The organism is Methanobrevibacter sp., assembly GCF_045646045.1.
In the GTDB taxonomy this organism is placed as follows: Archaea; Methanobacteriota; Methanobacteria; order Methanobacteriales; family Methanobacteriaceae; genus Methanocatella.
Genome location: NZ_JAZRJY010000005.1, coordinates 1 through 14,226, shown reverse-complemented (window position 1 = coordinate 14,226; position 14,226 = coordinate 1). Strand labels below are relative to the sequence as shown.

The window sequence follows — 14,226 nt, the reverse complement described above, 5'->3', positions numbered from 1 at the left end:
ATTTAACACATCAAAAAATATATTAAAGTGTTCATTTAATCAATATTATTAAATTATATCTTTAAAAATATATTAAAATTTTTCGGACCTTTAAAAATCTTTCAAAAAACTTGTGCGATTTTTTCTTTTTCATTTTTATGTTCCAATGATTTAATTTAACATAAATATCACTTTTTTCAAAACTCTCCTTTGTCATCAGATAATTTAATGATAATTCATCAGCTATAAAGCCATGATTTAATATACCTATTAATTGAAAAATAATTTTTCCAAAAGCATTTGTGAGTAATATTATTCAAATACCTTAAATCACTCCAACATTCAGAGGTCGAGGTAGTTCAACTAAGTAGAAAAACACAAATAATAACAGTTTAGTAAACTATGGAGTGGTTAAACAAATTAGTTTTAGGAGATAATACATTAGTTCTTCGTATGTTCAAATCGTACTTTACTATTTTTAATTTTGTTCATTAAACCATAGTTTTACGAAAACAGGAATATATTAATCTGGGAAAAAACTATTTAAACAAAGAATAACAAACAAAAATATGCTATTTTTAAAAAAAAAATTATATGGTAATTAATAAATTAGGAGGATTTTTTTATTTCTATAACCAATCTCGATACTGAAAGATTTAAACAGGGTAGAGATGGGAAAAAACCTGACGGAGGAATTGATAATAGTCCGCGATTGAAAGTGTATAAATTACATTTTATTGCATTGATTATATTTATTATTTCAATGTTCATTGGAGTTAGGGAAATTAAAATAACAGACAACGTCAGTTTTCTATTACTGCCCATAACATATTCCATAGTTCTGGGAATAGCTATCTATTTGTCAAAACATTTTAAATGGATCAGTGACGAAGAAGGTAAAATTGCTGAAGAAATCATGGCTATACTTCTTGGCGTGATAATATCCAAACTGGCTATTTCAAGTGGAGAGTCTATCTATATGATTTTTAATGTAGGTCCTGCCTTGATTTTACAGTTATTAGGGGATGTATGTACTGTTATAGCATTGCCTGTTGCTTTACTTTTAGGTTTTAGAAGAGAAGCTATTGGTATGACAAGTTCAATATGTCGTGACCCCAATGTAGCATATATTATTGACAAATATGGGGTTACATCTCCAGAGTCACGCGGAGTTTTATTTATTTATATCATAGGAACCATCATTGGCGCCATATATATGAGTTTCTTTGCAAGCCTGTGTGTCTCACTCCTACCACTACATCCATATGCATATGCAATGGCAACCGGTGTAGGAAGTGCAAGCATGAACGCCGCAGGATTAGTTCCTTTAGTGAATTTATACCCTTCCATGGGTACTCAGTTAGAAGCTTTTGCAGGATGCAGTAATGTTCTTTCAAGCTCTTTTGGTATCTACCTGTTCATATTTATTGCATTACCCCTTACAGAAAAATTATATTCATGGTTATCTCCGGTTTTATGCAAAAGTAATGGCTTTGAGATTAATGATGACATCAGTCAGGATAAAGACGATGGAGATAATCCATTTGGATTGAAAATAGATAACCTTTATAATATTTTGAGCGTGCTTTTAGTATTTTCAGTAATTGTTGCTATCGGAAATGTTTTTTGCAATCATGTTCCATTTGTTGATTCATTAATTGGAATGCTTATTATTGTAGCCATTGCATTCATAGGCCTATGGCTTGGAGAAATCATTCCAGTTATACCATCAATCATCCTAATATGTTTAATTGGTATGTTTCTTGCAATTCCAGGAGTTCCAACCGCCGATTTTGTGATTCATTACGCTTCTCAAATTGATTTAACTACAATCTGTGCAGCATTTTTAGTTTATGTCGGTATAGCAATGGGTAAAGACTGGGATGAGTTTAAAAAAATTGGTTGGAGGGGAATTATTACTACTTTATTTGTAATTACTGGAACTTACCTTGGTTCTGCAATAATTGCACACGTAGTCTTAGTTTTATCAGGATCAATCTAATTGATTCATTTCCGTTTAATACTTAAAAAATGAAATCTTAATTGAAAAAATGAATTGAAAGTTTTCCAACAAAAGAAATATATTTTAATGTATTATTAACTTTGAAAACCACCCATAATCAACCATATATCGTGATTTAGAGTAAGTATAAAATATTTATATCATCAAGAGCATATTATAATATACTTTTTATATCTTAGCGAGATATAATGTTGATAATGAACGAATATCTTCATTGAGTTCAATCATATGAAAAAAAATCGCTTTATCATAGTATAATTGAAAATGGGGAAAATTAATGAAAAGAATAATAAATAATTGGTATAATATATCCGTTTATATTTCAGTAGCCATTTTTTTAATCGTTGCCTTTTTTGTAACGGATTCACTGCAAAAAGTTCTTTTATTATTAGCTGCAGTGCTATTTTTACACTTTTTTGAAGAATTTGGCTGGCCCGGTGGATTTCCATATTTGGGAATGAAAGTGATGATGGGAAGTGACGAAACAGATTCCACCAAATGGAACTGCAATAATCTCAATTCCATGTTTGGAAATTGGTTAGCAGGAACCCTAATATACATTTTACCTGCTTTTTTACTCAATATTAAATTTATGACATTAGGAGCAATCCTTTTATCAGTTGCAGAATTAATTATGCACTTAATAACATTTAATGTAAAAGAAAAAACATTGTATAATCCTGGAGCTATAACGGCAATTTTTGGACTTACTCCGATTGCATGCTATTACTTCTTAAACATATATGATGCTAGCCTTTATATGTGGTATGATTATGTGTTAGCAGTTTTATGGTTTGCTATAATTTTCTGGTTCTGTTACCGTTCCCCACTATACTGGAATCTTGGAAAAAAAGAGGGATATCCTCTAAGCGAACAATCAGCTTATGGTTTTGATAAGCCTGAAGAATAGCACATGATTGAAATCTCTTGATATTCAATTTAATCAAAGCAATTGTAAGTTTCAACAGCAAAACACTGGAGATATTGTACTTTATGGTAGTGATGTTAATGTCATTTGTTAAGAAAATTACTTTAATAATATTATTATGTTTATTTACTTGCTCCGCAGTTAGCGGTGCAGACATAGGAGATGATCACATTATACTCAAAATAGATGATACAGTATTTAATGTAAGATTAGAAAATAATTCTGCTACAGAAGAACTGATTAAAATATTGGAAAAAAGAAATATAACCATCAATGCAACAGATTATGGCAATTTTGAAAAAATAGGTGAATTAGGTTTTACCCTTCCAACAAATGATGAAAATATAAATACTAAATCCGGAGACATCGTATTATATCAGGGAAATAAAATATCCCTATTTTACAATCCCCATTCATGGAGTTATACAAAAATAGGAGAAATAGAAAATATCAACTCCACTCAGCTTAAAGAAACATTAGGAAGCGGAGATGTTACATTTGTTTTAAGTTTAAGATAACGCTTATAGATTCAGAAATTCATTGTAAAAGTTTGCTACCCACATGCTATACAAAATATAATGACTTTTTGCTCTACAGGCAAATAATAAAATCAAAAACAAATATCCAATAAATAATGTTAATAATGTCCAAATTCAGAAGTTAATTTCTTTTTTTCTTTGGTGCCGGAAGTTCTTCATACATTGCATCAAATAATTCCCTTAACAATTCCCTGTTTTCCACTTCATCAACAAGCAACATTTTCTTTGCACCTTCATATGGCAATTCCATATCCGCATTAGGCATCATTGATATTGCGGATTTTACAGGTTTGACTAAAAAACGGTCATCATAAATGCCTCCAATAATCTTGCCGCGATAGTAAATAATATATTCTCCCATCATTGACCTATATGATATATCATCCAAGTCAGATAACTGTTCCAATATATATCCAAATATCCCTTACTTGATGCCATATTTTCCTCTTAAACTTGTCATTAGTTAACTTTGAACTTCCCCTCTGTGTAGACGACGGGGATTCGCAAACCATATTATAGTATTTTATTTTGAATTTTTACTGCATCGTCGTTCCAACGATTTTTAACCCTTCATTTAAGATATTTATACTATCATTTATGTCTCTATCGTGATGGGTATTGCATTCTGGGCATATCCATGTTCTTATTCCTACATTTTTTATTCCTTTTATATTAATGTTTTGTTTTTTGCAGTTGCTGCATATTTGTGTGGATGGGAATTCTTTTGGGACTTTGATAAATGTTACATTATTCCATTTGCATTTATATTCTATTTTGTCCATGAATGTTCGTGGTGCGTTTAATTGTAAGTTGTGTGATATGTATTTATTTTTTTCCATAGTATGATGTTTTCATTTTGTACTGCAATAAAAGAGGAATTTTGAACAATAAAAGTAGTTATTTTATTATAGTAGTCGGTTCTTTTTTGTACTAGTTTTTTCATCCATTTTTGGTAGAGTTTTTTTGCTTTTTGGTATCTGTTTGAGTTTTTTCTTTTGTGGCTCATTATTTTTTGGTAGTGGATGATTTTTTCTGTTTATTTGGTTAAATCAAGATTGTTTATCTCTTGTTTATTGGAGAAAACAGCTAGTTTTCCGCATTCGATGTCTATTCCGATTTGTTGTTTTGGGCCAAATATTTTATCGGGAATGTGTATGCATTCGATGTTAAAAACAGCATAGTACTTGTTGTTGTCTTTTTTAATGGTTATGTGTTTGATTTTTGCTGTGGGGTCATTTTTGTCTGTTGTTTTTTGTAGTAGTTCTCGGTATTTTTTGCTGGTTTTTAATTTTACTAATCCCAGTTTGGCCAATTTTATTTTATCATATCCATATTTATCCTTTTGAATACGAACATTATTGGGACAAATGAAAACATTTTAATATTCATTAAAAAGAAAATAATGGATTATCAGGTAGATTACCTGAATTCATCCATATTTTGCTGTTTTGTTGGAATTAAAGCAGTTATATCTAATTCTTCGAGATATTACAAATTTGCTAGTGTTGAATGATTGTATCCCCGCTAATTTTTATGGGTTTAATTTGTAAATTAACGAGGATTTGATTCATTAATGCAGGAATTTGATAATGATTCGTGAGATTTTGAACTGCATTAACCTCGCCCAATATTCAGAAGATTTCTAAGGAATCTTTGTACCACCAGATCTGTGCTCGTATCCTCAACAATGCTTGATTCACTATTCCCAATAACTGACCCATCTTCACCAAATAGCTGGTTTAATTCCGTTTCGGATACAGAGATCGTATCGTCTGATTGCTCCCCAAGTATTATTGAGAACTCCTCAACATCATAAAATCCAATTCCATAACATCCGAGATATCCTCCTAATTCACCAGTTATTATTCCTACTGAAACAAAACTTATAGTACAACTCAATCTATCGAAATTAACATCATAACTGGATTCAATAGTTTCAGCGGCAGCAAAAAGACCAAAACAAGCACCAATAGACGCACCTACGGCCATACCAATTCCTGGATTACAAGTAAATACAGTAGTAAGAAAACCGGTAGCAAAAGCACCAACACCAACGACTACTCCTATCAAAGTCATATCCGTTACAGATATGCTCTTTGTAAAGTAAACAGGGCCGAAATCACCTGTGAGGTTCATACCGTTAAACTGTATCAGTCCTCCGTCACCGACACAGACATTATCGCCTTTTCCATATGCCTTATTTCCCTTGAATGTGCAGTTGTTAAGTGACAGGAAACCCTGATTAAAGATTGCACCACCGTTTTTGGCGTAATTATTTGTGAAACTACAATTATCACACATCACATTACCAGTGTTTATAATTGCTGCACCCCAATCTCTTTCAATTATATAGTCCATACGATTATTATCAAATCGAACATTGTTTAAATAACAAGTTCCTGCAAAACATTCAACCGCAGTATTGAAGTTTTTAACAGTCAAATCATAAGCCGCAAATATGGTATTAGGGTCACCATTCATTTCAACCCATTTTTCCTCATCACGGTCATTTTTGGCATCACCATATATTGTTGAACCATGACCCATTATGAGAATAGAATTAAAACCCTTTTTATTTGTTTTCCAGCTTCCAATAGATAAAATATCTATTTTATCTGTAAAAATAACTTTTAAATTATTTATAAAATTTTTGGCATCTTTATCTGTGTCAAACCAGTGCCCGCAGGATTCAGTCGAAGAAATCAGATTATAATCCAATAGATTATTAACATAACCGATGAGATTTTGCGTAAGGGTAATTTCATAGTTTTCATGAAGTACACAGTCAAAAACCTGATTGAAATCCGTTATGTTTGAAAAAGACATTGATTTAAGATAATCCAAACCCATGCGAAAAATAGTGCTCGAAAATTCGTTGACAGACATATATTGAGATAATTCATCATATGCCGCAAAATTCAAAATGAATACACCGGTTTCATTAAAATATTGGGCAAAATAATTAAAATCATCACTAATATTATTTACACCACCGGTTATGATGGATTTATATATTAAAGGAATAATATCCAATGTATAACCCTTTTCTGTTGATATATTACCCCACACAGGAATTTTATATGAATAGAAAAGATAATCAGCATCAATATTAGATTCAGCACCATCAATAACCGAAATTTTATTATTAAAAGCATCATTAACAAACCTGATTTTTTCACAACTGCGGTCTAAATATATTGCTTCTCCGGTTAGCTGTGAAGTTGAATTAACAAAAATACACCATGAAACGGTATTGTTCACACCACCAATATATAGTGCACCGCCAACTCCTCTTGCCGTGTTATTGATAAACATGCAATTCTCAATTGTTCCGTTGTTTCCTGTCCATGTCATTGCACCGCCGTTTACAGCACAATTGTTGTAGAAATTACAGTCTTTCATGGTTCCATTGTTGCCCTGCCAGCATATTGGACTGTTAATCCTTTCAAAACGGTGCCCATCAATAGTTGGACCGGGTATACAACTTGGCACACTATTGGCAAAGGTTAAATTGCTGATTGTTACATTATTTCCAGATATTTTAAATATTGCGAAGTTCTGAGAACCACCAGCATCAATTGCAAAACCATTACCGTTAATAATAATATTATCCTGATTAATTGCAATAATACGATCCTGCAATAATAATGTCTGACCATTACCATCAAATATATAATCCCTTGTAAAATTATAAACATCACCAGAATGCAAATTCTCAATATCATCCTTCAAATCATCATATGAACCGGGCACACCACCATTTGCTGATCCATTGTCTTTTATATTATTTTGAATAGGGTCTTTCAAATTTATCTGGCTATTAGCATTTTTATCTACTTCCATAATATTAAAATTATCAATGTTTATTTCATGATTTTGTCCATCCGCAATAATATTATCACTGATTTGATTTGAATCGGCTGCAAAAGCACCTGATACAGTTATTAAAAGACATGCACTCATTATGACCAAAATCATTAATCTTTTTAGATTCAACATTAAATACCACCAGAGTTATTTCATCAATGGCAAAATATATTGGAAGATATTCTCAAAAACACAGTTGATAGTTTTCATCAATGTAAATTACTTTTTACATTACTATCTAAAAATTGAATTATATAAATATTTTCGCAACAAAGTACTTACTTGCATACCTTTTTAAAAAAAATACACACCCATCATATCTGTGCTGAATCTAGTCACAATAGCAAAAAATATTGTTAATTAATATTAAAAAAAAGCTAAATTAATAAAAATAGACCCATAAATCTTATTTAATCAAAAAAAGTATTAAAAATGAATTTTGCCCGTACAGATACAACATATTTAGTACTTTTAGCATGAAAATTTTTTACTCTTTTCTAAACTAGAAAACTTTATATATCTTTAAGTTTATAATTTACCTAACGAACGGTAGGTAGGTAATGATGAATACCAAAGAAAAAATATTTAATGTATCTCTAGAATTATTTTCAAAAAAAGGTTATGATTCAGTTTCACTAAGAGAAATCGCTGAAGAGGTAGGAATCAAAAAAAGTTCTATTTACAGTCATTATTCCTCAAAAGAATCCATACTGATGGACATATTTAATCAGTTTACAAGCAGTTTTGAACTAGATGATGAAAACATAGAATTAAGCGACAATAATCCCCTATTGGAAAATCCAGAAGCGTTTTATCATGCTGGATCTGAAGCAATGAAAAACATGCTTTTTCAGGAAACAAACCTTAAAATCTGGAAGTTGATTCTCATACAAATGCATCATAATGAAACAATTAGATTGTTCTTCCAAAATGAGATATTAGTCAAGCCATTGGAATTTTGGAAAGGGCTATTCACAATTTTAAAAGAAAAAGGAATTATACACAAAAATTGCAACCCCGAACTACTGGCAAAGCAGTATTACAGTTTTCCAATCTATTTGCTCCTGGACATATGCGCAAAATACGATGACATCCCTGAAGAGGCATTGGAGAAATTATTTGACGAAACAGAACAGCATGCAAAATTTTTATTTGAAAGCGTGAAGGTGAAATGAATGAATGACAAATTTAATATTCAAGAATATCTCGCTGAAGGAGTGGAATACATCATAAAAGACGCCATCAAGGCATCCATAAAAAATCCTAAAGAAATTTTATTCTTACACAAATTTTCCAAATATGCAAAAAAAGCTACTGAAATCAGACAAGAATATGATAAAAATGGTCAAAACATTCCAGTCTTTCTAATTTCAAGCATTACAAGTAGTTGCAATCTTCATTGCACCGGTTGCTACTCTAGAGCCAATAACTCATGCAGTGATGATGATCCCTCAAATCAGCTTTCGGCTGAGGAATGGGAAGAAATTTTCAGCCAAGCAAAAAAGCTTGGAATAAGTTTCATTGTTCTTGCAGGCGGAGAGCCTCTTCTTAGAGAAGATGTTATAAAAAAAGCCACTAATTTTCCAGAAATTCTATTTCCAATATTTACAAACGGAACCATGTTAAATGATGATTATTTAAAACTATTCAACAAAAACAGAAACATCATACCAATCATTTCCATTGAAGGAGATGAAAAAATCACCGATTCCAGAAGAGGAGAAGGTGTTTATAGCCAGCTGGTTGATTCAATGAATCTAATGAGGAAAAACAATATAATTTTTGGCGCTTCACTAACATTTACAAAAGGAAACTTAACATCATTAATTTCAAAGGAATTTATTGACACATTATATGATTTAGGATGCAAAGTTGTATTTTTCATTGAATATGTCCCGGTTAACGAAGAAACTTATGAAAAAGCTCCAAGCGACAATGAAAGAGAGTTATTATTGGATAATCTGGAATGCTTGCGAAAAGAATATGATGGCATGCTGTTCCTGTCATTTCCAGGAGATGAAAAGACTTCCGGAGGTTGCCTGGCTGCCGGAAGAGGATTTTTCCACATCAATTCACATGGGGGTGCAGAACCTTGTCCAGCTTCACCATACTCCGACATCAATGTCAAGGACACATCTCTACTTGAAGCTTTGAATTCAAAATTATTTAAGAGCCTCAGAGATGGAGGCATTCTTATGGATGAACATGAAGGGGGATGCGTATTATTTGAACATAAAAAAGAAGTGGAAAATTTATTAGAAAAATAGTAAAAATGCATCTTTTTCAAGACATTATTTAGAAGAAAATATTAATAAATCCCAACTATCATTTTTTATTATAAAATTGAATTAAAAATAAAATCAAAGCAAATATCCAATAAAATAATGTTAATAATGTACAAATTCAGAAGTTAATTTCTTTTTTTCTTTGGTGCTGGGAGTTCTTCATACATTGCATCAAATAATTCCATTAAAAATTCCTTGTTTTCCACTTCATCAACAAGTAACATTTCTTTTGCACCTTCATACGGCAATTCCATATCAGCATCAGGCATCATTGATATTGCGGCTTTTACAGGTTTGACTAAAAATCGGTCATCATAAATGCCTCCAATAATCTTGCCGTGATAGTAAATAATATATTCTCCCATCATTGACCTATATGATATATCATCCAATTCAGATAACTGTTCCAATATATATTCCAAATATTCATTACTTGATACCATATTATCCTCTTAAGCTTGTCATTTGTTAACTTATATATAAATAAAAACCATTTTCCTTATTATTTAATTAGATATATAATTTTAAAAAATTTTTGCCCATATACTATACAAAATATAATGTACTTTTAGCTCCCAAACTATACTATTAAATGAAATAACAATACTATTAAAATAAGCCCCATTAAATGATATCAATTTTCATATTCAGTTATTCCAGTAAGTTTTTCAATTTCTGAAAAGCTCCAATACTTATTTTCCCAATGGAAACAAACATCTTTTCTTTTCTTAAATATTCTAAATGTAACATTTTGTATTGTCATAGATATAGACAATATCACAAATTTCAATTAATTCAGGAATTAATTTAAGCACTTTTTGATATCCTGATTTTAATATAATGGGATATTATAATAATTTTGTTATGGTGGGAATGGTCTTTGGCATATTCTGTGGATGCTGCGGATATTATGCAATAGATAGGGTTTTCCATTTGAAATAAGTTCATTTGAGGTAACGCAAAGTTTTTCATATGAATTAAGTTCAATTGCTGAAGGAAGTGAAGTTTCTAGTATTGGTGGTAATATAGAGTCATTAATATCTGGTGTTTAGGAATCATTCAATTACTTAATTAGTGGTTTTTTACCACAAACTATGATTGGATTTAGCTAAACTAAGTGATATTTAAGGCCGTTCGGTTAGAGAGTGATTATTATCACTCTTTTTTTATTTTTCATGTTATTTTGGATTTTTGCATCTGGTCTTAATTATATCTATCTTAATTTTAATTGTTTTAATGTATTCATGAATCATTTAATCCATTTTTTAGTTTTTAGATATTGAATGTGTTAATTTATATAGTTATTTTTTAAAAAAACGGCATGCAAGCAAGTAATAACTTGCAAATATATTTATATATTAGTTTTTAGATATTTGAAAAAAGTAGTCATATTTCATGAAATATATATAATCCCCATAAAGTTAAAGCATTATTTTTATTAATATGTTCATGATATTTAACATTATTATGTTCTTATTCAATTAATGAAATAAATGATGAAAATGCTTTTAATAGTGTCATTTAATATATGTTTCCACTACTGTTATTAGAATAGTATTTATTATACTTTCTAAAAGAGATAAATCGTCAATTGGATTTTTGAGGGTTTTATTTCTCAATAAATTTTCCCCGGAAATAAAAACTCAGGAGGTGTTAATGTGAATCTAAAAAAATTAATGATTTTGGTAATAATAAGTGCATGCCTTTTAATAAGCATGTCTTGTACTTTTGCAGCCGATTCAAATCAAATCAATGGCAATGTTACTGCAAATGGACAAAATCATGAAATAAACATTGATAATTTTAATGTTGAAGAAGTAGAAAATAATAATGTAGACAAAATACTTGTTAATAATGACATAAATCTCAAAAATTCTATTCAGAAAGATATTGTGGACAATAAACAGACTAATAGTACTGTACCAGGCACATATGATGATCTAAAGAGAGATATTGAGAATTTGCATTCTGGCGATGTTTATAATTTTACAAAAAATTATATATTTGACGGTGTTAATCAGACACTTGTCTTGGAGAACCGTATTATTGTAATTGACCAGGATAATCTTGTTATTAACGGTAACGGTTTTACTATTGATGCCGGAGGATCTCAAAACTTTGCAATATTTAAAGTCCTATCAAATAATGTAACAATCAGCAATTTAACCTTCGCCAATAGTGTGCCAAGTTGTATACCAGGTCCAACTATTGATGGACACCGTTTTGAAAGAATTAACAGTCCAATATGCTGGAGTGGTATCAACGGAACTATAAAAGACTGTAATTTCTATAATAATTGTGCTGTAAATGGTGGTGCAATGACATGGACAGGCGACAATGGTTTAATTGTGAATTGTAAATTTATTAATAACACTGCTAGAGGAGTAGGTGGTGCACTCTATCTTGGCGGTGCGAATAATACTGTTATCCAATGTAATTTTATTAATTCCTGTTCACAGTTAACCAAAGAAGCAATATATACTGATCGTAAATGTGAAAAAATCAGACTAGTTAATAATACTTTTAATAATAACCTTCCGTTTATTGAGGGTTCCCTATTTAATATTGATGCAGATTATCTTTTCTATTCATATAAGATTCCTGTCTGGGGTAATCTAACTGCAGAGAAGAGTAATAATTTGGATATTATTCCTTTAATATATAAATCTATAGTGGCCGGTGGTTTAAATAATATTAGTAATGATTTAAATTGTTTTGCCCAATATTTTAATGAAACGGGTTTATTCATTTTGAATTTTGCTGCATATGAAGATGTATATGATTATATTTATATGGACAAATATTCCAAAGCTATGATGGACTTTACTGTAGACTGGATTGAGTCATTTCATCTTAATCCAATAAGCCAAACAATTTCTCACTTGGGTTTTGATTATCTCAAATCAATTTCTTTTTCAAATATAACTGATTTTAATCAGGTTTTTGATTATGTACTTCATGGGAACTATGAAGTTAGCCTCACACAAAATCTCATCGGTTTTGTTCATGATGTCTATGATTATAATGATATCCATTCGATTAAAGGCTGGGGTTACTGGTTTGATGCAGATAAAGGTGCTGGAAAATTTGTTAATAATCTTAAAGTTATTTTCACAGATAAAATAAATGCTGAATCCGATGATACATGGAGACCAAATATCTCCGGTTTTGATTCCATACTTATAATGGGTAACGGTTCAACAATTGACGGTTATGCTAAGGACGACCATGATGAAAAAAAATGGGTTGAAATGGGCGGCGATAGTAATACCTATTTTGCGGCTTATGATTTGACTGTTAAAAACTTCAATACTGCAGTTGAATGCCTTGCAGGAACTTGTTATTTCAATAATATTCGATTTGATAACAATCGTATGGACTATACAATTGAAAGAGATTGGGGTGCTGCAATTTTAAATACTGGTAATGTAATATGTGATAATTGTAGTTTTACCAATAATTATGCTAAAAATGGTGCTGCAATCTTTAATCAAGGCTTTTTGTCAATTAACAACTGTGCATTCGAGGGAAATAAGGCATATGGAGAAGGTGATGATATCTGTGTTGGTGACGGAGGACGGGTACAGGTTGGCGATAAATACGTCACAAGTGATACTAAAAATGTTTACTTTGCAGAAAGCGTATCTATGTCGGATATGACTTTGATGGCTGTAGTCGCTGGTGTCGGTGCATTTGCTGCCGGTTTTCTTACAACTGTCTTTACCTGTAATCCTGCAATTGGTGTAGCTGTAGGTGGAGCTATTGGCGCCGCTTTTGGTCTTTTTGCTGCAGAAAGAAGTATTGAATGCAATTATGATGTTAATTTTAACAGAATAACTTGTTGTGGAATTTTTGTTGGAGTCGGAATGATATCTGGTATGTTAGGAGGATATTTTGGACTTTATGGATTTAATGATAAGATTATTGCGTATTATGCTGAACTTGATCCGGAGTGTACACAAACTGTTGTAGGAAGCAGTGTCTCCTCAGAGGGAGGTCATTTATGCATATAATAATAGTCTAGATAATGATTAGACTTTGGCATGATAGATTCTAAAGCAACAATGTTTGGAGTGATTATTTATCACTCCTTTTTTCTTTTTTTTGAGTATGTAAAATTTTATAGGATTATTTAATTTTTAGATAGCTATTTACTAAATTAAAACTTTTTTGATTGTTTTTTTAATTTTTAGTGCTATTTGTTATCAGTTTCTTGTTCACTTATACACTTTTAGTTCCATTAATCTATTTTTTTAACATTTACATTCAGCATCAGCTATTTAAAACTTAATTTCTGAAACCCTTTCATATATTATCACAGTAGAAAACCAAATTGAGTCGTGAAACAGCAATCGTTAATGTTTCCATCAAATATTCTTCCATGCAATCAATCCATAGATTATAATAGATTAAAGTAGAATAAAATAAAAATATTGTTTTATTTATTCTCTTTTTTAATTCTGGCTAAACAGTGACCCCTCATCCAAGGTTCTTATTTTGAAAACCACTTTTCTGGTTAATGGATAGAATATCAGTTCGTACAGTACCTTGAACACTATCTGACAGCAGATCATGGTCAAAATCAAATCATTCGGCAGAACTCCA

The 14,226-nt window shown here is 30.9% G+C and carries 13 protein-coding genes and 1 pseudogene; 7 read left to right on the top strand and 7 right to left on the bottom strand.

The window, feature by feature from the left end:
• The first annotated feature begins 742 nt into the window (after nucleotides 1-742).
• From ACKI5C_RS00200 to ACKI5C_RS00190, 3 genes are all read left to right on the top strand, one after another.
• On the top strand, nucleotides 743-1,981 hold the full coding sequence (locus ACKI5C_RS00200) for a DUF3100 domain-containing protein (protein WP_407430838.1): 1,239 nt from the start codon (nucleotides 743-745) through the stop codon (nucleotides 1,979-1,981).
• A gap of 298 nt (nucleotides 1,982-2,279) precedes the next feature.
• On the top strand, nucleotides 2,280-2,912 hold the full coding sequence (locus ACKI5C_RS00195; protein ID WP_407430836.1) for an HXXEE domain-containing protein: 633 nt from the start codon (nucleotides 2,280-2,282) through the stop codon (nucleotides 2,910-2,912).
• A 98-nt stretch (nucleotides 2,913-3,010) separates the two neighbouring features.
• Nucleotides 3,011-3,448, top strand: a complete 438-nt coding sequence (locus tag ACKI5C_RS00190) for a cyclophilin-like fold protein (protein WP_407430834.1) — start codon at nucleotides 3,011-3,013, stop codon at nucleotides 3,446-3,448.
• Nucleotides 3,449-3,590: 142 nt separating this feature from the next.
• Here ACKI5C_RS00190 and ACKI5C_RS00185 read toward each other — a convergent pair.
• The 4 genes and pseudogenes from ACKI5C_RS00185 to ACKI5C_RS00170 form a co-directional block, all read right to left on the bottom strand.
• A pseudogene (locus tag ACKI5C_RS00185) lies at nucleotides 3,591-3,907 on the bottom strand (TfoX/Sxy family protein).
• A gap of 98 nt (nucleotides 3,908-4,005) precedes the next feature.
• Entirely contained in the window at nucleotides 4,006-4,251 is a 246-nt protein-coding gene (locus ACKI5C_RS00180; protein ID WP_407430832.1) for a zinc ribbon domain-containing protein, read from the bottom strand.
• A gap of 17 nt (nucleotides 4,252-4,268) precedes the next feature.
• Entirely contained in the window at nucleotides 4,269-4,475 is a 207-nt protein-coding gene (locus ACKI5C_RS00175; protein WP_407430830.1) for a hypothetical protein, read from the bottom strand.
• A 30-nt stretch (nucleotides 4,476-4,505) separates the two neighbouring features.
• On the bottom strand, nucleotides 4,506-4,781 hold the full coding sequence (locus ACKI5C_RS00170) for a hypothetical protein (protein ID WP_407430828.1): 276 nt from the start codon (nucleotides 4,779-4,781) through the stop codon (nucleotides 4,506-4,508).
• 30 nt (nucleotides 4,782-4,811) lie between these two features.
• On the opposite strand from ACKI5C_RS00170, the gene ACKI5C_RS00165 reads away from it, so the two are divergent.
• Nucleotides 4,812-4,982 carry a hypothetical protein gene (locus ACKI5C_RS00165; RefSeq protein ID WP_407430826.1) on the top strand — a complete coding sequence of 57 codons (171 nt, stop codon included), beginning with the start codon at nucleotides 4,812-4,814 and terminating at the stop codon, nucleotides 4,980-4,982.
• A gap of 101 nt (nucleotides 4,983-5,083) precedes the next feature.
• On the opposite strand, the gene ACKI5C_RS00160 is transcribed toward ACKI5C_RS00165, so the two are convergent.
• Complete coding sequence (locus ACKI5C_RS00160; RefSeq protein WP_407430824.1) at nucleotides 5,084-7,468, bottom strand: right-handed parallel beta-helix repeat-containing protein; 2,385 nt, start codon at nucleotides 7,466-7,468, stop codon at nucleotides 5,084-5,086.
• 431 nt (nucleotides 7,469-7,899) lie between these two features.
• Here ACKI5C_RS00160 and ACKI5C_RS00155 point away from each other — a divergent pair, with 431 nt between their 5' ends.
• Both ACKI5C_RS00155 and ACKI5C_RS00150 read left to right on the top strand, forming a co-directional pair.
• The gene (locus tag ACKI5C_RS00155) at nucleotides 7,900-8,511 is read left to right on the top strand and encodes a TetR/AcrR family transcriptional regulator (protein ID WP_407430822.1); all 612 of its coding nucleotides are present in this window, start codon (nucleotides 7,900-7,902) and stop codon (nucleotides 8,509-8,511) included.
• Complete coding sequence (locus ACKI5C_RS00150; RefSeq protein WP_407430820.1) at nucleotides 8,512-9,603, top strand: radical SAM protein; 1,092 nt, start codon at nucleotides 8,512-8,514, stop codon at nucleotides 9,601-9,603.
• Nucleotides 9,604-9,746: 143 nt separating this feature from the next.
• On the opposite strand, the gene ACKI5C_RS00145 is transcribed toward ACKI5C_RS00150, so the two are convergent.
• A complete protein-coding gene (locus ACKI5C_RS00145; RefSeq protein WP_407430818.1) occupies nucleotides 9,747-10,064 on the bottom strand; it encodes a TfoX/Sxy family protein in 318 nt (105 codons plus the stop codon).
• 191 nt (nucleotides 10,065-10,255) lie between these two features.
• The gene (locus ACKI5C_RS00140) at nucleotides 10,256-10,384 is read right to left on the bottom strand and encodes a hypothetical protein (protein ID WP_407430816.1); all 129 of its coding nucleotides are present in this window, start codon (nucleotides 10,382-10,384) and stop codon (nucleotides 10,256-10,258) included.
• An 895-nt stretch (nucleotides 10,385-11,279) separates the two neighbouring features.
• Between ACKI5C_RS00140 and ACKI5C_RS00135 the strand changes: the two genes are divergently transcribed.
• The gene (locus ACKI5C_RS00135) at nucleotides 11,280-13,634 is read left to right on the top strand and encodes a hypothetical protein (RefSeq protein WP_407430814.1); all 2,355 of its coding nucleotides are present in this window, start codon (nucleotides 11,280-11,282) and stop codon (nucleotides 13,632-13,634) included.
• Nucleotides 13,635-14,226: the final 592 nt, after the last annotated feature.